We start from the raw sequence: 17,690 nt of genomic DNA, 5'->3' as shown, positions 1-17,690 counted from the left end.
CTGTAGTCGGTGGTGCCGCCGCGCAAGCGGGCGAATCCGGACGATTATGCCGGAATTTTGCAAAAGCTTGCAAATGCGCGCCGCGCCGCTTGATATGGATCAGGCCGGCAAGCGCCGTTGCCGGCTTACTTGACCTTGGCGCGCGGGTGCGCCTGGTCGTACACGTGCGCCAGGTGCTGGAAATCGAGGGCCGTGTAGACCTGGGTCGAGGTGATGCTGGAATGGCCCAGCATTTCCTGCACGGCGCGCAAATCGCCCGACGATTGCAGCACGTGCGAGGCGAACGAGTGGCGCAGCACGTGCGGATGCACGTTGGCGGGGATGTCCGTCGCCAGCGCATGCGCCTTCAGGCGCAGCTGCAATACGCGCGGCGAGATGCGCGTGCCGCGCGTGCTGAGGAACAGGGCGGCGCTGCCATCGGCCGCTGGCGGGCGCACGGCCAGCCAGGTGCTCAGGGCCACGAGGGCCGCCTTGCCGACGGGCACCTTGCGCATCTTGCTGCCCTTGCCCGTGACGATGACTTCGAAGCTGTCCATGTCGAGCCAGCCCAGCGAGGCGTCCTGGCCATTTTCCGCCTTGCAATAATGCGTGTCCAGACTGGTCAGCTCGGAGACGCGCAAGCCGCTCGAATACAGCAGCTCGAACATGGCGCGGTTGCACAGCTGCTCCGCTTCGGCGCCGCCTTGCTGGTGCGGCGCGGGCGCGACGAGGCGCACGGCGTCATCCACCGACAGGGCTTTCGGCAAGGTCTTGGCCCGCTTCGGGGCGCGGATGCCGTCGACGGGATTGGCGTCGAGTGCCGTCTCGCCGCTGAGCCAGTGGAAGAAGCCGCGCCATGACGACAGCTTGCGGGCGATCGAGCGCGGGTCGAGGCCACCGGCGTGCAGCTTGGCCGTGTAGCGCCGCACCTCATTGTGCGCCAGCGCCGTCCAGGGCGTATCGCCGCTCAGTTGCAGCAAGGCGCGCAGGTCGCGTCCGTAGGCGTCCAGCGTATGCGGCGACAGCTTGCGTTGCGTGGCCAGCTGGGCCAGGTAGGCGTCGAGCCACTCGGCCTTGCCGCGCGCCGCGTTCATGGCTGGCTCAGGCCGGCGAACCGGCGCGCAGGGCGGCCAGCGCGGCGCTGGCCGTGGCGCCGATATGCACGAGGAAGTCGGTGCCCATGCTGGACGTAAACCGTTCGCTGTCGGGCGAACCCAGCACCAGCAAGCCGAAGGTGCCCGTGGTGCCGGGGGCGCGCAGGGCGATCATGACGGTCGATTCGATCTTGTCCGCCTGCAGCCAGTGCACGGCTTCGAAATCGCGGTTGCTGCCGCAGTACGGCGCTTGCAGGCTGTTGGCGAACATGCGCACGTCGGCCGTGACATCTTCCGTGAACCAGCCATTGGCGTGTTCCGGCAGCACTTGCCACAGGCGCAGGCTGACGTAGGGCACGTCGAAATTGCTTTGCAGCGCATCGACCAGCACGCGCGGCATGGCCGCATCGTTGCGTACCTGCAGCATGGCCTGGTTCCAGCCGTGGAATTTGCTGGCGATGTCGCCATTTTCCTCGGCCAGGCGGCTCAGCTTGGACATGCGCAGCTCCAGCGCCTTGTACTTGTCGCGCATCACTTCCATCTGCCGCTCCTGCAGCGAGATGGTGCGTCCCGTCAGCGGGCTGCTCAGTTTGACCTCGCCGAGCAGAGCGGTATGCTCTTCGAAGAAATTCGGATGCTCGCTCAGATATTGGGCGACGGTGCTGGAATCGAGTGTGGCGGTCATTGATGGCTTCTGATGGTGAGAGAGGAACGCTTAATTCTAACCGAGAGTGCGGCGGCTTAGGCGCAAAGGGCGCGCCGTGCACGTATTTTCCGCGCGCCCATGAAAAAAGCGGCATGGTTGCCCATGCCGCCTTGCTGTCCATGGTCGTCAGGCCAGCCCTTGCGGGTGGCCTGCGGCGCCATTAGAAGTTGTGGTGTACGCCCACGCCGATGTAGGTGATCGAGGTGGTGTTGTTGTAGTTGGCGACGCTGGCCGATTTTTTGTTCGACACGTCTGCGTACAGGTAGGTACGCTTCGACAGGTTGTAGTCGTAGCCCAGCGATGCCTGTTTGGTCTTGGCGACGCCATCCGGCGTTTTTTGACCATAGCCAGCGCGGATCTTGCCTGGGCCGACGTCATAGTTAGCGCCCAGTACCCACGATTTGGTATCCGTGTTGATGATGCGGAAGTTGCCATCATCCTGGTGCTGGTAGCTTGCCATCAGTTTCAATTCCGCGATCGGATTGAACGAGGCACCGACCGACCACAGCTTGGCTTGCACGCCGTTACGTTCGTAAGCGGCCATGGCGCCGAACTGCGCGTAGTTGTAGGTGGCCGAAACCGAATACGGGTTCGATGCCGGTACCGCGTTGGCTGGCAGCGCGAAGTTGCCGGTGGCATTCGTCGTCGCATTCGGCAAGGTCGCAGCAACGGCGGCGTTGTTGTTCGCTTCCTTGGCGGCCACGGTGGCGTTGAACTGGAAGCCGCTGATGACTGGCGAGTTGTAGAACACGGCGTTCGAGAAACGGTTACGCGAGTTGCCAGCTGGGCTCAGCGGATCGCTGGTGTAGCCGGCGACGGTCAGGTCGGTCTGGAAGCCGGCTGGCGTAGGCATGCCCGACCATGGTTCGAACGCGGTGCTCGTTTCCTGGAAGGCGGTCAGGCCACGGCCCAGGCGCACGGTACCGAAGTCGCCTTGCAGGCCGACGCGGCTTTGGCCCTGGAACAGCGGACGCGAATTGGCGCCCGAGGTGTTCTCAACGGTGCCCGTATCGGATTCATAGCGAATTTCCAGTTGGAAAATGGCTTTCAAGCCATTGCCCAGATCTTCCGTGCCCTTGAAGCCCAGTTTGTTGTTGTCGCGTTTGGTCACGATGGCGGAATTACCAGTCGCCTTGGCCACGCCGGCATCGATCGTGCCGTAGATTTGAACGGACGACTGCGCTTGTGCGGTGGCGGCGAAGGCGCCGAAGAGAGCGAGGGCAACGAGTGATTTTTTCATGTCTTATTCCCTATTTAAAGTGAGTTCCGTCCGAGATCCGAGCAGATTGAAATGCGCTAACTGTCGCGTTTCGATGAATGAACCTTAATTCGTTGGCACGCAAGACGTGCGGGATTGGTCAAATATGCGTGAAAAGATTGGTGGAAATGGGCATAAATCCATGACCCTGTTGTATTTTTGTAACGCGCGCTTGCTGCGGCCCCTGCGCCAGCGTCCACACTTCTCCCCGTGCCGCCGTCGGGGGAGCGTAGGCATATTGACATGTTGATGCCAGGATATTGTTGCGTTGAATCAAGTTCTTGCGCCGGCCGTGGCGGATTTCGGGCCCAAGGACGTTACACTAAGGGACGGCCTGCATTGATGGGCCTGGAGACGTCTGACTATTATTAGAATCATTGACTCAATATCGAGAATCGATGGCAAATCGCGAAACACTAGGATTGATCAAGGGCGCGCGTGCAGGCGATGTGGCCTGCCAGCTGGCGTTGGGACGGGTGTATCTGTTCGGCCAGGGCGTGCCGCAAAGCTTGCCGACCGCCTTGCACTGGCTGTCGCGCGCGGCGCAGGAGGATAGCCAGGAAGCATGCATGCTGATCGGCATGCATGTGCCTTTCGAAGTGGCGCAGCCGGCGGCCAAGGCGCTGATTCCGTATTATGCGCAGGCGTTTGACGCGGGGCTGGTGCAGGCCGGCCTGGTGCTGGCGCAATTGGTGTTGGGCAATGCGGCCAGCACCAGTTGCGAAACCTTGCGGGCCAAGGCGCGACTGGCGCTGGAAGCGGCGGCGCGGGCCGATCTGCCGGATGCGCAATGGCTGTTATCCATGCAGACTGGCGCCGGCGTGCCGCCCGTCTCTGGCGCCCATGGCGCGCCGGAACAGGGGCGCGAGGGCGACACCCCCTTGTACGCGGGGCTGGAGCGGGCCTGGCACAGCGGCGAGCATGGCCGCTTCCTGGCGCAGGGAATGCCGCTGGCGCGCGAATTGCTGCAGCGCCAGGCCGCGGCGGGTGGGCGCACCATCGCCCTTGATGCGCAGCAGGTGCTGCTGCTGTCGCGTTGCGCGCAGGCACTGGCGCCTGGTGGCGACGCCGAGGGCTGGCAGTGTTGCGAACTGGCCGCGCATGGCGGCGACCGCACGGCGCAGCTGGAGCTGGGCCTCGGCTATGCGCGCATGGATGCGCATGGCCAGCGGCTGGCCACGCGCAATGGCGCCGCCAATTTCAAGCGTGCCGTGCGCTGGTTGACGCAAGCGGGCGAGCAGGGCCTGGCTGAAGCGTGGTTCGTGCTGTCGCGCATTTATACCAAACCGGAATTTTCCCAGCGCAATGTGGTCGAAGCCCATTCGTGCCTGGAACGTGCCGCTGACCTGGGCCATGCTCCGGCGCAGCTCGAATGCGGCATGCATGCCTGGCGCAACCGGCGGGAATGCGTCAACAGCGATGTGCGTGCCGCGTACTGGCTGCTGCAGGCGCAGGCGCAAGGCAGCAGCGAGGCGGAGGCGGCGCTGCTGCGCATCGCGCCGCGCGGCGAGCCGGGAGACTGGGGCCAGTGTGCCGCCATGCCTGCGGGCGAGCACTTGCGCCAGCTGGGACAGAACCATCCCTTGCTGGCGGCACGGCTGGAGCTGGCGCGCTGGTTCCACTTGTCGCGCGCCGAAGCCTTGCTGCTCGATATCCATGCGGCCGACCAGGGACATTGTTTGCTGATCGATATCAGCGCCACGCATGGGCGGGGCAAGCGGCGCCTGGTGCTGATCCGCACGGCGCAGGAGCGGCAAGTGCTCGATCAGGTGGTGCGCCTGTTCGAGCGCGTCGATTGCGGCGTGAATGGTCCGGAAGGCAATTACCGGCAGCGCCTGTACCGCTTGAAATGCTACCTGGCCGACCTCGATCAGCCGCAGGAACAGCAGTTCCTGGCGGCATGACGTCAGTGGATTACAGCTCGATCGTGCCTTCGAACACGGTCACGGCCGGACCCGTCATCAGCACAGGGTGGCCCGGGCCTTGCCAGGCGATCGAAAGTTCCCCGCCGCGCGCGCTGACGCGCACGGGCGAATCGAGCAAGCCGCGGCGGATGCCGGCCACGGCGGCGGCGCAGGCGCCCGTGCCGCAGGCCAGCGTTTCACCCGCGCCCCGCTCATACACGCGCAGTTTCACGTGGTGGCGGTCGACGATCTGCAGGTAGCCGGCATTGACCCGGCGCGGAAAGCGCGGATGATGCTCGATCAGCGGCCCCGACGTTTCCAGGTCTTGCGCCTCGACATCGTCGACCACTTGCACGGCATGCGGGTTGCCCATCGACACGACGGACACCAGTACGCTGGCGGACTGGCCCGGCAAGGCCAGGTCAAGCGGCCACAGCAGATCGGTGCCTTGCGCCACGCCGCGCAAGCCCGCCGCGTCGAATGGCACCAGTTCTGGCTCCAGCACGGGCGCGCCCATGTCGACGGTGATGCTGCCGTCGAGCTCCAGGCGCGGCGAAATGACACCGGCCATGGTTTCGACGCGGATGCTCGCCTTGTCGGATAAGCCCTTTTCGCTGACGAACTTGACGAAGGCGCGCGCGCCGTTGCCGCACTGCTCGACTTCGCCGCCATCGTTGTTATAGATGCGGTAGCGGAAGTCGCAGCCGGGCAGGCGCGGCTTTTCCACTACGAGGATCTGGTCGGCGCCGATGCCGAAACGGCGGTCGGCCAGGCGTTGCCACTGGGCCGGCGTGAAGTCGATAGCCTGATTGATGGCGTCGATGACGATGAAGTCGTTGCCGGCGCCATGCATCTTGGTAAAGTGGAGTTTCATGTTCTGGCGTATCACTTGTGCTGGTTGGAATAGAACGACGCTTCGCCTTCGGGCCGTGTCTTGAAGCGCTTATGCGTCCAGAAATACTCGGCTGGCGCCTCGCGCACGCGTTCTTCGATGAATGCGTTCATGCGGCGCGTGGCGGCCGTGATGTCGTCGCCCGGATAGTCGTCCCACGCCGGGTAATACGTCACTTTCCAGCCCTGGTAGTTGGGCAGGAAGGTGGCGATGACGGGAATGACCTGCGCCTTGGCGGCCAGCGCCAGGCGCGCCGTGGCCGTCAGGGTGGCGGCCGGCACGCCGAAGAAGGGCACGAATTCCGCATCCTTTTCGCCGAAATCCATGTCCGGCAGCATAAAGTAGGGCAAGCCGTCGCGCAGGGCGCGCAGAATCGTCTTGATGCCGTCCTGGCGCGTAAACAGCTTGGGCGGCTTGAAGCGCGAGCGGCCATTGCGCAAGGCTTTGTCGAAGGCGGCGTTCTTTTGCTGCACGTACATCGACGAGGCGGAAATTTCCATGGCCGTGGCGGCGCCGGCCACGTCCAGGCAGACAAAATGCGGGCACAGCAAAATGGTGGGCTTGGCGGCGATCTGCTGGCCGGGGAAGGCCGGCACTTTTTTGATCAGGCGATTCAGGCGTTCTTCCGATGCCCACCACAGGATGCTGCGTTCCCACACGCTGCGCGAATACGCCTGAAAATGCTGGCGCGCCAGGGCCACGCGCTGCTGTTCCGTCAATTCCGGCATGCACAGGCGCAAATTCGTCAGGGCGATGTCGCGCCGCTTGGGCATGGCGATGAACAGCAGGCTGCCGACGGCCACGCCGAAGCGGCCGAGGATGGGCAAGGGCAGCCAGTGCAGCAGCCACATGAAGGCGATCAGCAGTCTCATGCCGGCTCCTTGCCTGCCTCGGGCGTGGCGGGCGTGGGCGGCGGCGCGCCGCGCGGCACTTTGTAGCGGTTGTAGCTCCACAGGTATTGCGCGGGACTGCGGGCGATCAATTGTTCCATGGCCGCGTTGATGGTGCGCGCCTGCTCGGCCGAGGTGCTGTCGAGCGATTCGGTGAACGGCACGAAGTGCACGACGTAGCCGCGTCCGCCTGGCAGGCGTTCCGCATAGGTGATGATGACTTCGGCGCCGCCCATCTGCGCCAGCTTGGCCGGCAGGGTCATGGTATAGGCGGGGCGGCCGAAGAAATCGGCCCACACGCCTTCGCCTTCCTGCGGCACCTGGTCCGGCAACAGGCCGATGGGCTGACCTTTTTTCAGGCATTTGGCGAAGATGCGCACGCCCGACATGTTGGCCGGCGCCAGCATCAGGTTTTCGCGCGCGCGCGCGCCTTCGATCAGCGGTTTCAATGCGGCGCGCTTGGGCGGGCGGTACATCACGGTGAGCGGCGTGCGCAGGGCGATCTGTTGCGCGACGATTTCAAAGCAGCCCAGGTGCGGCGTCAGGAAGACGATGCCGCGGCCGTGCTGCAGGGCTTTTTCCACCAGTTCCCAGTTTTCCACCGTCGCATGGCGCGCCACGCGCTCGGCCGGCGCGCACCAGATGAAGGGCAGTTCCAGCACGCTCTTGCCCGCTTCGGCCACGGCCGCGCGCAAGTGTTGCGAAAACCCCGCACCCTGCATGTTCTCGCGCATGCGGCGGCGGTAGGAGGGGGAAATGGCGTAAATCACCCAGCCGAGCGCGGCGCCGAGGCCATGCAGGACGGGCAAGGGAAAGCGGGATAAAAAGCGGAAAATAGGGACTAACATGAATGAGCTGTTTCCAGGAATGGCGTGTTGCCGTGCCAAAATTTTTTAAGAAGCGTAAAATACCACGTATGCAGTAACCGCTGAGTTAATAGACAACTTGCGAAGCGGAATATAAATATCGCTAAAGCGTCGCAGGCAAAATCCTCTTTACTGCGACAGAACATTCACATAGTAAACAGGAGCTTGCAATGTCAAACGACTATCTCTTCACTTCCGAATCCGTCTCGGAAGGCCATCCCGACAAGGTTGCCGATCAAATTTCCGACGCCATCCTTGACGCCATCCTGACCCAGGACCCAGCGGCCCGCGTGGCTGCCGAAACCTTGTGCAACACCGGTCTGGTGGTGCTGGCCGGCGAGATTACCACGCACGCCAATGTGGATTATATTCAAGTTGCGCGCGAAACCATCAAACGCATCGGTTACGACAATACGGAATACGGCATCGACTACAAGGGGTGCGCCGTGCTGGTGGCCTACGACAAGCAGTCGCCGGACATCGCGCAAGGCGTCGATGAAGGTGCTGGCATTGACCTCGATCAAGGCGCTGGCGACCAGGGCCTGATGTTCGGCTACGCCTGCGATGAAACGGCCGAGCTGATGCCCGCCGCCATCCATTACGCGCACCGCCTGGTCGAGCGCCAGTCGCAGCTGCGCAAGGATGGCCGCCTGCCATGGCTGCGTCCGGACGCGAAATCGCAAGTGACCCTGCGCTACGTCGATGGCCGCCCGGTCGGCGTGCACACCGTCGTGCTGTCGACCCAGCATGCGCCGGAAATCTCGCACGCGCAGATCGAAGAAGCCGTCATCGAGGAAATCATCAAGCCGATCCTGCCGCGCGAATGGCTGACCGACACGAAATTCCTCGTCAACCCGACGGGCCGTTTCGTCATCGGCGGTCCGCAAGGCGATTGCGGCTTGACCGGCCGCAAGATCATCGTCGACACCTACGGTGGCGCAGCGCCGCACGGCGGCGGCGCGTTCTCCGGCAAGGATCCGTCGAAAGTCGACCGTTCGGCAGCCTACGCGGCCCGCTACGTGGCGAAAAACATCGTCGCCGCCGGCCTGGCCCGTCAATGCCAGGTGCAGGTCAGCTACGCCATCGGCGTGGCCAAGCCGATCAACATCACCGTCTACACGGAAGGCACGGGCGTGATTCCCGATACGGAAATCGCCAAGCTGGTGCTGGCGCACTTTGACCTGCGTCCAAAAGGCATCGTGCAAATGCTCGACCTGCTGCGCCCGATCTACCAGAAGAGCGCCGCCTACGGCCATTTCGGCCGCGAAGAGCCGGAATTCACGTGGGAGCGCACGGACAAGGTCGCCTTGCTGCGCGACGCCGCCGGCCTGAAATAATCCAGCCCGTTTGCTGATGAGCGCCCCGGCCGCCAGGCCGCGGGCGCTTTTTTTATGTGTTGTTGCGGGGCCATGCCTGGCGAACAGGCTGGCGCGCCGGCCTGCACGATGTTAAAATCCACCGTCCGAGGAGCGTTGCGACGAAGAAATTCGCCAGGCTCGGAATATCCTGCAACCGCGCTCACGTACCTTTTTCAACAACTGAAAGGAGGGCGTGATGAACGCCGTACTCAAATCGCAACACGACTACACCATCGCCGATATCACCTTGGCCGCATGGGGCGACAAAGAAATCAAGATTGCTGAAACGGAAATGCCTGGCCTGATGGCCATCCGCGAGGAATTCGCGGCAGCGCAGCCTTTGAAGGGCGCGCGCATCACCGGTTCCATCCACATGACCATCCAGACCGCCGTGCTGATCCAGACCCTGGAAGCGCTGGGCGCGCAAGTGCGTTGGGCATCGTGCAACATTTACTCCACACAAGACCACGCCGCCGCCGCCATCGCCGCCGCCGGCACGCCAGTCTTCGCCGTCAAGGGCGAGTCGCTGGACGACTACTGGGAATACACGCACCGCATCTTCGAATGGCCGAACGTGGACGGCAAGGCGGTCTACTCGAACATGATCCTCGACGATGGCGGCGACGCCACCCTGCTGCTGCACCTGGGCGTGCGCGCGGAAACCGACCTGTCGGTGCTGGCCAACCCCGGTTCGGACGAAGAAATCTGCCTGTTCAACTCGATCAAGAAACACCTGCTGGCCGACCCGACCTGGTATTCGAAGCGCCTGCCGGAAATCCTCGGCGTGACGGAAGAAACGACGACCGGCGTGCACCGTTTGTATCAGATGCACAAGGAAGGCAAGCTGGCTTTCCCAGCGATTAACGTGAACGATTCCGTCACGAAATCGAAGTTCGACAACCTGTACGGCTGCCGCGAATCGCTGGTCGATGGCATCAAGCGCGCCACCGACGTGATGATCGCCGGTAAAGTGGCCGTCATCGCCGGTTACGGTGATGTCGGCAAGGGTTCGGCGCAAGCCATGCGCGCCCTGTCGGCGCAAGTGTGGGTGACGGAAGTCGACCCGATCTGCGCGCTGCAGGCGGCGATGGAAGGCTACCGCGTGGTGACGATGGATTACGCCTGCGAACACGGCGACATTTTTGTTACTTGCACCGGCAACTACCATATCTTGACGCACGATCACCTGACGCGCATGAAAGACCAGGCCATCGTCTGCAACATTGGTCACTTCGACAATGAAATCGACGTTGCCTCGCTGAAGCAATACGAGTGGGAAAACATTAAGCCGCAAGTCGACCACATCATCTTCCCGTCGGGCCGCCGCATCATCCTGCTGGCCGAAGGCCGCCTGGTCAACCTCGGTTGCGGCACGGGCCACCCGTCGTACGTGATGAGCTCGTCGTTCGCCAACCAGACGATCGCCCAGATCGAGCTGTACGCGAACACGGCCAACTACCCGGTCGGCGTGTACACGCTGCCAAAACACCTGGACGAAAAAGTCGCCCGCCTGCAACTCAAAAAGTTGAATGCGCAGTTGACGGAACTGACGCAAGAGCAAGCCGACTACATCGGCGTGCGCACGGAAGGTCCCTACAAGCCAGAGCACTATCGCTATTAATCGCTTGCTTGCCTCGGGAACCTGCTGCGCGGCGCGGGGCGCGGCCGGCGATGCTCGCTGTACCTTCGTACAGCTGCGCTTCTCGGCCACGCCGCGCATCCGCTTGCTACGGTTCCTGAGGCAACAAGACTGATCGGTGTACTTTGAAAAGGCCGGCTATGCCGGCTTGCCCCTCTTTTTCGACAGGCTAGAGAAATGCGCTTGCTACTGATTTGGTTTATCAATGCGGCAGCCCTGTTTGCCGTCCCCTACCTGATGCACTCGGTGACGATGAGCAGCGGCTGGACCGCGCTGCTGGCCGCCGCCGTGCTGGGGCTGATCAATGCCCTGATCCGTCCCCTGCTGATCCTGCTGACCCTGCCCGTGACGTTCTTGTCGCTGGGCCTGTTCATCCTGATCATCAATGGCTTCCTGTTCTGGCTCGTGGCGCAGATGATCGATGGTTTCCATGTCGCCAGTTTCTGGTCCGCCGTGGGTGGTGCCATTCTGTACAGCATCATTTCCTGGGCCTTGTCGACCTTACTTTTGAGTAATGACAATGGCAACCCATAACTTCAGTATCGAGTTTTTCCCGCCAAAAACCCCGGAAGGGGCGGAAAAACTGCGCGCCACGCGTGCCAAGTTGTCTGAGTTGCATCCGAAGTATTTTTCGGTGACGTTCGGCGCCGGCGGCACCACGCAGCAGGGCACCCTGGACACCGTGCGCGAGATCCTGGCGGCCGGCGAGGAAGCCGCGCCCCATCTGTCTTGCGTGGGCGGCTCGCGCGACTCGATCCGCGCCGTGCTGGCCGACTTCAAGGCGGCCGGCGTGAAGCGTATCGTCGCGTTACGGGGGGACTTGCCCAGCGGCTATGGCGCCTCGGGCGAGTTCCGCTACGCCAACGAGCTGGTGGAATTCATCCGCGCCGAGACGGGCGACCATTTCCATATCGAAGTGGCCGCCTATCCGGAAGTGCATCCGCAAGCCCGTTCGCCGCAGGATGACCTGAACGCCTTCGCGCGCAAGGTGCAGGCCGGCGCCAATGCCGCCATCACCCAGTACTTCTACAATGCCGACGCGTATTTCCAGTTCGTCGAGCAGACGCAGAAGATGGGCATCAACGTGCCGATCGTGGCCGGCATCATGCCGATCACCAACTACACGCAACTGATGCGCTTTTCGGACATGTGCGGCGCGGAAATTCCACGCTGGGTGCGTCTGAAACTGGCCAGCTTCGGCGACGACAGCGCGTCCATCAAGGCGTTTGGCCTGGATGTGGTGACGGGCTTGTGCGAACGCCTGCTGGAAGGCGGCGCGCCAGGCTTGCATTTCTATAGCATGAACCAGGCGGCCGCCACGACGGCCTTGTGGCAGCGCCTGGTGAAGTAGACCCTCGGGCTTACAGCGCCTGACAGTACAGGTCGCCCTCGGTCACGATGTGATCGAGGGCGATGTCGTATTCGCCGTTGGGAAAGCTGGCCGCCAGGCACGCATAGGCGATGCCGAGCGTGCGCGGACGGGGCGTTTGGGCCAGCGTGCGGTCGTAATAGCCGCCGCCATAGCCGAGCCGGTAGCGTTCTTCGTTAAAACCGAGGCAGGGCACGAGCAGGGTGGCGGGCGCCGGGCGCAGGCGCAATTGCGCGGGCACGGCAACGCCCATGCCATCTTTGACCATCGCTTCGCCCGGCGTCCAGCTGGAAAACGCCAGCGGCGCGTGTTTTTCCAGCACCACCGGCAAGCTTAACTGCACGCCGCGCGCGGCCAGCTGCGCATAGGCGTCGTGCAGGTCCGGCTCGCCATGCAGGGGCCAGTACACGCCCAGTTCCTTGACGTTTTCTTGCGCGCACCAGGCGAGCAGGCGCTGCGCGATGGCCGCATCCCAGGCCGTGCGCGTGCTATCGGGCAGGGCGCGCCGGGCCGCCAGCAGGGCTTTGCGCAGGCTGGCTTTTTCCGCTGGCGCAATGGGTGGCCGTGTAGCCGGATCGCATGTTATTCTAGGGTCGCTATTCATATCACCATCAAGTTAAGATTGAGAGTCGTACATTGATTTCCCCACTGAAATGGATTGCCGGCACGATGCTGTGTGTTGCATCGGCCATCTCTCCCCTGGCCGCCCTGGCCCAGGTGTCCGCCACCGCATCTTCCGCCGTACCGCCTGCGCCCGATACGCGCAGCGAGGACGATGCCTTCCTGCTGCTGCGCGATGCCGCGCGCAAGGATGACGTCGACAAGGCCGACTTCTATGCTGCACGCCTGACGAATTACCAGATTCCTTCGTATGTTGACTATTATCGGCTGAAACCGCGCATCAGGCAGTTGACCGAAGCGCAATTTCGCGATTACCTGAACCGCTACAAGGGCAGCGCCATCGCCGACCGCTTCCGCAACGACTGGCTGCTGGAGCTGGGCCGCAAGCGCGACTGGGTCATCTTTGACGAACAATACCCGCAATTCGCCCTCGACGACGACACCCAGCTCAAGTGCTATGCGCTGATGTCGCGCGCCGCCAAGGGCCAGAACGTGGCGCCCGAAGCGCGCAACCTGCTGGTGTCGCCACCGGGCTACGGCGAAGCGTGCGGCAGCCTGATCGCCGTGCTGGCGCAAAATGGCCAGTTCGACGCGAACGACCTGTGGGCGCAGATCCGCCTGGCGGGCCAGACCAACGCCACGGGCCCGGCGCGCCGCATCGCGCTGCTGCTGGGCGCCTCGGACGCGAAGATGGCGCAAGCGATCGACTTGCCGGCCCTGGTGCTGGCCAAGGGCGCGGGCGCCAGCCGTGCCGACCATGAGATGTACCTGGTGGCCGTCGGCCGCATGGCGAAAAGTACCCTGAAGCTGGGCGTGGTGGCCTTGCAAAAGGCGAGCGGGCAACTGACGGCGCAGGAACAGGCCATCGGCTGGGCCAACCTGGCCTTGCAGGCGTCGTATTCGCTGGCGCCGGAAGCCTTTGAATACTGGCAAAAATCGAATGGCGCCCCGTTGACGCTGGAGCAGATGCAGTGGAAGGCGCGTATCGCCTTGCGAGAAGGTAACTGGCCGGTGGTGAAGTCCAGCATCCAGGCCATGCCGGCCTCGCTGCGCGCGGACCCCACCTGGGTGTACTGGCTGGCGCGCGCGCAGCAGGCGGAAACGCCGGGCCGTCCGAATGCGCAGGCGGACGCCCTGTACCGCACGATTGCCGATCAATCGAATTTCTATGGCTTGCTGGCCAATGAAGAGCTGGGCAATCACCTGGTCTTGCCGCCGCCGGGCCAGCCCGTCACGCCGACGGAAATTGCCGCCATGGCCGCCAATCCGGGCTTGCAGCGGGCGCTGAAATTTTTCAACATGCGCTTGCGCTTCGAAGGCACGCGCGAGTGGAACTGGGAATTGCGCTCGATGACGGACAGGCAACATCTGGCGGCCGCGGAGTTTGCGCGCCAGAACAACGTGCTCGACCGCATGGTCAATACCTCGGACCGCACGCGCCTGGAAGTGGACTACACGCAACGCTACCCGACGCCGCACGACGACGTCATGCATCCGGCCACGCAAACCCTGGGCCTCGATAAGGCCTGGGTGTATGGCCTGATCCGCCAGGAATCGCGTTTCATCATGGATGCGCAGTCGCACGTGGGCGCTTCCGGCCTGATGCAGGTGATGCCGTCGACGGCCCGCTACGTGGCCAAGAAGATCGGTCTCACCGATTTCGTCACGGAAACCCTGAGCGATGTGCGCACCAACGTCTTGCTGGGCACGAATTACCTGAACATGGTGCTCGGCGGCCTCGATGGCTCGCAAGTGCTGGCCAGCGCCGCCTACAACGCGGGGCCGGGACGCCTGCGCATCTGGCGCGCCACCATGACGCGCCCGCTGGAAGGCGCCGTCTTCGCCGAGACGATTCCCTACACGGAAACGCGCGGCTACGTGAAAAACGTGATGGCCAACGCCACCTATTACGCCGCCCTGTTCGAGAAGAGCCCGCAGTCGCTGAAGGCGCGCCTGGGCACCGTGGGACCGAAGAACAGCGCCATCGCGGCCGACCTGCCGTAATTACTTTGACCTGATAGACGACCATGCAAACGACCATCCTTGACCCCAGCCTGACGCAAGCCCTGGCCGCCGCGCGCGCGCCAGGTTTGACCCTCATCATCGGCAACAAGAATTACTCGTCCTGGTCGATGCGCCCGTGGGTGGCCATGACGGCCTTCGGCATTGCGTTCCAGGAAGTGCGCGTGCTGCTCGACCAGAGCGACACGGCGACGAAAATCGCCGAATATTCCGCCTGCGGCCGCGTGCCCGTGCTGCTGGCCGGCGAAATGACGATCTGGGACAGCCTGGCCATCTGCGAATACCTGGCCGAGCAGTTTCCCGACAAACACCTGTGGCCGCAGGACGTGGCCGCGCGCGCCATGGCGCGCAGTGTCTGCGCAGAAATGCATTCCGGCTTCGCCGGCTTGCGCACGGCCATGTCGATGAATATCAAGGCGAACTTGCCGGGCCGGGGCCGCACGGCCGCCGCCCAGGCCGACATCGGCCGCATCAGCGAAATCTGGGAAGAGTGTTTATCCCGCTTTGGCCACCACCAGTTCCTGTTTGGCGACTTTTCCATCGCCGACGCGTATTTCGCCCCCGTCGTCATGCGTTTCCGCACGTATGGCGTGAGCCTGGCGCCGGCCCTGAACGCGTATTGCGAGCGCGTGCAGGCGCACCCGGCCGTGGCCCGCTGGATCACGGAAGCGCTGGCGGAGACGGAAGTGGCGGCCAAGCACGACGCGGAACTGCCTGACTAAGAGAACGCTCCTATGAAGATTTACACGGTCGGTGGCGCGGTGCGCGACCAACTGCTGGGCTTGCCCGTGAAAGACCGCGATTACGTGGTCGTCGGCGCCACGCCGGACGACATGCTGCGCCGGGGCTTCCGGCCCGTCGGCAAGGATTTCCCCGTCTTCCTGCACCCGCAGACGCAGGAAGAATATGCGCTGGCCCGCACGGAGCGCAAGACGGCGCCCGGCTACCGGGGCTTTGTCTTCCACACGGCGCCCGACGTCACCCTGGAAGAGGACCTGGTGCGGCGCGACCTCACCATCAACGCCATCGCCCAGGCCGAGGACGGCAGCTTGACGGACCCGTTCGGCGGCATCGCGGATATCCAGAACAAGGTCTTCCGCCACGTTTCCGAGGCGTTTGGCGAAGACCCCGTGCGCATCCTGCGCCTGGCCCGCTTTGCCGCCCGGTTTCATCATTTCACGGTGGCGCCCGCCACCATGGCGCTGATGCGCCAGATGGTGTTGGACGGTGAAGTCGATGCCCTGGTGGCCGAGCGCGTATGGCAGGAAGTGGCGAAAGGCTTGATGGAAAGCCGCCCGTCGCGCATGTTCACGGTGCTGCAGGAATGCGGCGCGCTGGCGCGCATTCTGCCGGAACTGGTGCTCAGCGCGCCGCTGCTGCAGGCGATCGACAGGGCGGCGGGCGCAGGCCACGCGCTGTGCGTGCGCTTTGCCGTGCTGATGCTGGCCGTGCCCGTCGCGCAGATCCATGCGCTGAGCGAGCGCCTGCGCGTGCCCAACGACTGCCGCGAACTGGCCGTGATGGCGGCGCGCGAGCAGGCGGCCGTCACCGGCGCGCTGGCCTTGAGCGCCGAGGAACTGGTGCGCTTGTGCGAGCGCTGCGACGGCTTGCGCAAGCCGCAGCGCTTCGAGCAGATGCTGCAAGCCATCGAATGCGATGTACAGGCACGGGAAGCTGCGCAGGAAACGCGCGCTTTTCCGCAGGCCGCCTGGCTGCAAGCCATGCTGGCGGCCGTGCGCGGCGTCGATGCGGGCGCGCTGGCGCTGGCCTGTGCGCAGGAACCGAAACGCATCCCGGCCGTCATCCATGCGGCGCGGGTCGCGGCTGTCACGAACGCCATCAGCAGTACGGAACTGCCATGACCCTGCCCAAATTGTTCCAGAATCCGTTTCGCCGCTGGCTCAGCCGTAGCGGCGGCGGGCGGCCGACCGTGCTGGTCAAGCAATTGCATGAGCGCGACCGGCGCCGCATGATGAAGCATTTCCTGACCCTGGAAAAGAGCGACCGGCTGCTGCGCTTTGGCAGCGCCTTGCCCGATGAGCTTGTCGCCCAGTATGTGCAGAAGATGGATTTTTCGCGCGACATGGTCTACGGCGTCTACAACAGCACCTTCAAGCTGGTGGGCGTGGGCCACCTGGCGTTCGCGCCGAAGGACAAGGCGCCGGCGAAACATGTGGTGACGGACAAGGAGCAAGTGGCCGAGTTTGGCGTGTCGGTGTCGAAATCCATGCGCGGCATGGGGGTCGGCTCGAAACTGTTCGAGCGGGCGGCGATTCACTGCCGCAACAACGATGTCGATACGCTGTACATGCACTGCTTGTCGTCGAACAAGACGATGATGCATATCGCCAAGAAGGCGGGCATGGAAATCCAGCGCGACTATGGCGAGGCCGATGCTTATTTGAAACTATTGCCGCCGAACCCATCGAGCATGCTGCAGGAAGCCGTGCAGGAGCAGTTTGCCATGTTCGACTATACGTTCAAGGCGAATGCGCGCGCCGCCAGCAAGCTGCTGCAGCGTTTGCCGGGGCGCAAGAAGCCGGCGCCGCCCCCGCCCGCCGACTGACTACACCAGCGGCAGGGCCGTCGTATCCTTGATGCGCTGCAGGGCGAAGCTCGATTTCACGTCCAGCACGGCCGGATGGCGCAGCAGGGTGGCCATCATGAAGCGCGAAAAGTGTTCCATGTCTTCCACGTGCACGCGCAGCAGATAATCCATCTCGCCCGTCATCGCATAGCAGGCCACCACTTCGGGCCATTGCGCCACGGCCACGGCGAAGTCGGCGCGCGGCGAGGTATTCGTCACCAGGTTCGGCGCCAGCACCCGTGCCGTGCTGTGGGCGGTGGCGTCGCTGTGCTTTTCCAGCCGTACGTTGACGTAGGCCAGCAAGCCCAGGCCGATCTTTTCCGGGTCCAGCAGGGCCACATACTGGCGGATCACGCCCGCTTCCTCCAGTCGTTTGACGCGGCGCAAGCATGGCGACGGCGACAGGCTGACCTGCTCGGCCACGTCCTGATTCGACAGGCGGCCATCGGCCTGCAGGACGGCCAGGATCTTGCGATCCGTTTTATCCAGCGTAATTTTGCTCATG

Annotated in this window: 17 protein-coding genes and 1 riboswitch; of the genes, 9 read left to right on the top strand and 8 right to left on the bottom strand. The window is 63.7% G+C overall.

The genetic code is table 11. The features are described from left to right. Window positions 1-125: 125 nt before the first annotated feature. The 3 genes from BM193_RS16670 to BM193_RS16660 all read right to left on the bottom strand — a co-directional run bounded on the left by BM193_RS16670 (window position 126) and on the right by BM193_RS16660 (window position 3,019). Window positions 126-1,073 (bottom strand): tyrosine recombinase XerC, encoded by a 948-nt coding sequence (locus BM193_RS16670; protein ID WP_092798617.1) that lies wholly within the window; start codon window positions 1,071-1,073, stop codon window positions 126-128. Between the two features lie 7 nt (window positions 1,074-1,080). Then, window positions 1,081-1,758, bottom strand: coding sequence for a DUF484 family protein (locus tag BM193_RS16665; protein WP_086147058.1), 678 nt, complete (start codon window positions 1,756-1,758; stop codon window positions 1,081-1,083). Window positions 1,759-1,939: 181 nt separating this feature from the next. Continuing rightward, window positions 1,940-3,019 (bottom strand): porin, encoded by a 1,080-nt coding sequence (locus BM193_RS16660; RefSeq protein WP_092798616.1) that lies wholly within the window; start codon window positions 3,017-3,019, stop codon window positions 1,940-1,942. A gap of 416 nt (window positions 3,020-3,435) precedes the next feature. Between BM193_RS16660 and BM193_RS16655 the strand changes: the two genes are divergently transcribed. Then, window positions 3,436-4,941 carry a tetratricopeptide repeat protein gene (locus BM193_RS16655; RefSeq protein WP_092798615.1) on the top strand — a complete coding sequence of 502 codons (1,506 nt, stop codon included), beginning with the start codon at window positions 3,436-3,438 and terminating at the stop codon, window positions 4,939-4,941. A 10-nt stretch (window positions 4,942-4,951) separates the two neighbouring features. Here the strand turns inward: BM193_RS16655 and dapF are convergent, their stop codons facing one another. From dapF to BM193_RS16640, 3 genes are read right to left on the bottom strand one after another with little or no spacing between them, the layout of a single operon-like run. Further along, window positions 4,952-5,815, bottom strand: a complete 864-nt coding sequence (gene dapF / locus BM193_RS16650) for a diaminopimelate epimerase (RefSeq protein ID WP_092799163.1) — start codon at window positions 5,813-5,815, stop codon at window positions 4,952-4,954. Window positions 5,816-5,826: 11 nt separating this feature from the next. Beyond that, complete coding sequence (locus tag BM193_RS16645; protein WP_092798614.1) at window positions 5,827-6,705, bottom strand: LpxL/LpxP family acyltransferase; 879 nt, start codon at window positions 6,703-6,705, stop codon at window positions 5,827-5,829. Then, a complete protein-coding gene (locus BM193_RS16640; RefSeq protein ID WP_092798613.1) occupies window positions 6,702-7,571 on the bottom strand; it encodes a lysophospholipid acyltransferase family protein in 870 nt (289 codons plus the stop codon). The genes BM193_RS16645 and BM193_RS16640 overlap by 4 nt, the downstream gene beginning before the upstream one ends. Before the next feature lie 188 nt (window positions 7,572-7,759). On the opposite strand from BM193_RS16640, the gene metK reads away from it, so the two are divergent. The 4 genes from metK to metF all read left to right on the top strand — a co-directional run bounded on the left by metK (window position 7,760) and on the right by metF (window position 11,937). Continuing rightward, window positions 7,760-8,926, top strand: coding sequence for a methionine adenosyltransferase (gene metK, locus BM193_RS16635; protein ID WP_092798612.1), 1,167 nt, complete (start codon window positions 7,760-7,762; stop codon window positions 8,924-8,926). A 121-nt stretch (window positions 8,927-9,047) separates the two neighbouring features. Further along, window positions 9,048-9,116: riboswitch (S-adenosyl-L-homocysteine riboswitch) on the top strand. Between the two features lie 27 nt (window positions 9,117-9,143). Beyond that, window positions 9,144-10,568, top strand: a complete 1,425-nt coding sequence (gene ahcY / locus BM193_RS16630) for an adenosylhomocysteinase (protein WP_092713571.1) — start codon at window positions 9,144-9,146, stop codon at window positions 10,566-10,568. Window positions 10,569-10,763: 195 nt separating this feature from the next. Further along, window positions 10,764-11,120 (top strand): phage holin family protein, encoded by a 357-nt coding sequence (locus BM193_RS16625; protein ID WP_092798611.1) that lies wholly within the window; start codon window positions 10,764-10,766, stop codon window positions 11,118-11,120. Further along, window positions 11,107-11,937 carry a methylenetetrahydrofolate reductase [NAD(P)H] gene (gene metF / locus BM193_RS16620; protein ID WP_092798610.1) on the top strand — a complete coding sequence of 277 codons (831 nt, stop codon included), beginning with the start codon at window positions 11,107-11,109 and terminating at the stop codon, window positions 11,935-11,937. Before BM193_RS16625 ends, metF begins: the two co-directional genes overlap by 14 nt. Window positions 11,938-11,947: 10 nt before the next feature. Here metF and BM193_RS16615 read toward each other — a convergent pair whose 3' ends face one another. Next, window positions 11,948-12,559: a 5-formyltetrahydrofolate cyclo-ligase gene (locus BM193_RS16615; protein ID WP_175533320.1), complete on the bottom strand. Its 612-nt coding sequence runs from the start codon at window positions 12,557-12,559 to the stop codon at window positions 11,948-11,950. 65 nt (window positions 12,560-12,624) lie between these two features. Here BM193_RS16615 and BM193_RS16610 point away from each other — a divergent pair, with 65 nt between their 5' ends. The 4 genes from BM193_RS16610 to BM193_RS16595 are packed head-to-tail and all read left to right on the top strand — an operon-like array spanning window position 12,625 to window position 17,164. Then, entirely contained in the window at window positions 12,625-14,580 is a 1,956-nt protein-coding gene (locus BM193_RS16610) for a lytic transglycosylase domain-containing protein (protein ID WP_175533319.1), read from the top strand. A gap of 23 nt (window positions 14,581-14,603) precedes the next feature. Next, window positions 14,604-15,320: a glutathione S-transferase family protein gene (locus BM193_RS16605; RefSeq protein WP_092798608.1), complete on the top strand. Its 717-nt coding sequence runs from the start codon at window positions 14,604-14,606 to the stop codon at window positions 15,318-15,320. 12 nt (window positions 15,321-15,332) lie between these two features. Then, on the top strand, window positions 15,333-16,460 hold the full coding sequence (locus BM193_RS16600; RefSeq protein ID WP_092798607.1) for a tRNA nucleotidyltransferase/poly(A) polymerase-related protein: 1,128 nt from the start codon (window positions 15,333-15,335) through the stop codon (window positions 16,458-16,460). Continuing rightward, a complete protein-coding gene (locus tag BM193_RS16595) occupies window positions 16,457-17,164 on the top strand; it encodes a GNAT family N-acetyltransferase (protein ID WP_092798606.1) in 708 nt (235 codons plus the stop codon). The genes BM193_RS16600 and BM193_RS16595 overlap by 4 nt, the downstream gene beginning before the upstream one ends. On the opposite strand, the gene BM193_RS16590 is transcribed toward BM193_RS16595, so the two are convergent. Further along, on the bottom strand, window positions 17,165-17,689 hold the full coding sequence (locus BM193_RS16590; protein ID WP_092798605.1) for an Lrp/AsnC family transcriptional regulator: 525 nt from the start codon (window positions 17,687-17,689) through the stop codon (window positions 17,165-17,167). Window position 17,690: the final 1 nt, after the last annotated feature.

The sequence above is a fragment of the Janthinobacterium sp. 344 genome (genome assembly GCF_900112025.1).
Classification (GTDB): domain Bacteria; phylum Pseudomonadota; class Gammaproteobacteria; order Burkholderiales; family Burkholderiaceae_D; genus Janthinobacterium.
This window is presented reverse-complemented; position numbering and strand designations above follow the sequence as displayed.

Bases quoted from the DNA above. Each gene is read 5' to 3' on its own strand.
- BM193_RS16670 (WP_092798617.1), bottom strand. From the start codon at position 1,073: ATGAACGCGGCGCGCGGCAAGGCCGAGTGGCTCGACGCCTACCTGGCC.
- BM193_RS16665 (WP_086147058.1), bottom strand. From the start codon at position 1,758: ATGACCGCCACACTCGATTCCAGCACCGTCGCCCAATATCTGAGCGAG.
- BM193_RS16660 (WP_092798616.1), bottom strand. From the start codon at position 3,019: ATGAAAAAATCACTCGTTGCCCTCGCTCTCTTCGGCGCCTTCGCCGCC.
- BM193_RS16655 (WP_092798615.1), top strand. From the start codon at position 3,436: ATGGCAAATCGCGAAACACTAGGATTGATCAAGGGCGCGCGTGCAGGC.
- dapF (WP_092799163.1), bottom strand. From the start codon at position 5,815: ATGAAACTCCACTTTACCAAGATGCATGGCGCCGGCAACGACTTCATC.
- BM193_RS16645 (WP_092798614.1), bottom strand. From the start codon at position 6,705: ATGAGACTGCTGATCGCCTTCATGTGGCTGCTGCACTGGCTGCCCTTG.
- BM193_RS16640 (WP_092798613.1), bottom strand. From the start codon at position 7,571: ATGTTAGTCCCTATTTTCCGCTTTTTATCCCGCTTTCCCTTGCCCGTC.
- metK (WP_092798612.1), top strand. From the start codon at position 7,760: ATGTCAAACGACTATCTCTTCACTTCCGAATCCGTCTCGGAAGGCCAT.
- ahcY (WP_092713571.1), top strand. From the start codon at position 9,144: ATGAACGCCGTACTCAAATCGCAACACGACTACACCATCGCCGATATC.
- BM193_RS16625 (WP_092798611.1), top strand. From the start codon at position 10,764: ATGCGCTTGCTACTGATTTGGTTTATCAATGCGGCAGCCCTGTTTGCC.
- metF (WP_092798610.1), top strand. From the start codon at position 11,107: ATGGCAACCCATAACTTCAGTATCGAGTTTTTCCCGCCAAAAACCCCG.
- BM193_RS16615 (WP_175533320.1), bottom strand. From the start codon at position 12,559: ATGAATAGCGACCCTAGAATAACATGCGATCCGGCTACACGGCCACCC.
- BM193_RS16610 (WP_175533319.1), top strand. From the start codon at position 12,625: ATGCTGTGTGTTGCATCGGCCATCTCTCCCCTGGCCGCCCTGGCCCAG.
- BM193_RS16605 (WP_092798608.1), top strand. From the start codon at position 14,604: ATGCAAACGACCATCCTTGACCCCAGCCTGACGCAAGCCCTGGCCGCC.
- BM193_RS16600 (WP_092798607.1), top strand. From the start codon at position 15,333: ATGAAGATTTACACGGTCGGTGGCGCGGTGCGCGACCAACTGCTGGGC.
- BM193_RS16595 (WP_092798606.1), top strand. From the start codon at position 16,457: ATGACCCTGCCCAAATTGTTCCAGAATCCGTTTCGCCGCTGGCTCAGC.
- BM193_RS16590 (WP_092798605.1), bottom strand. From the start codon at position 17,689: ATGAGCAAAATTACGCTGGATAAAACGGATCGCAAGATCCTGGCCGTC.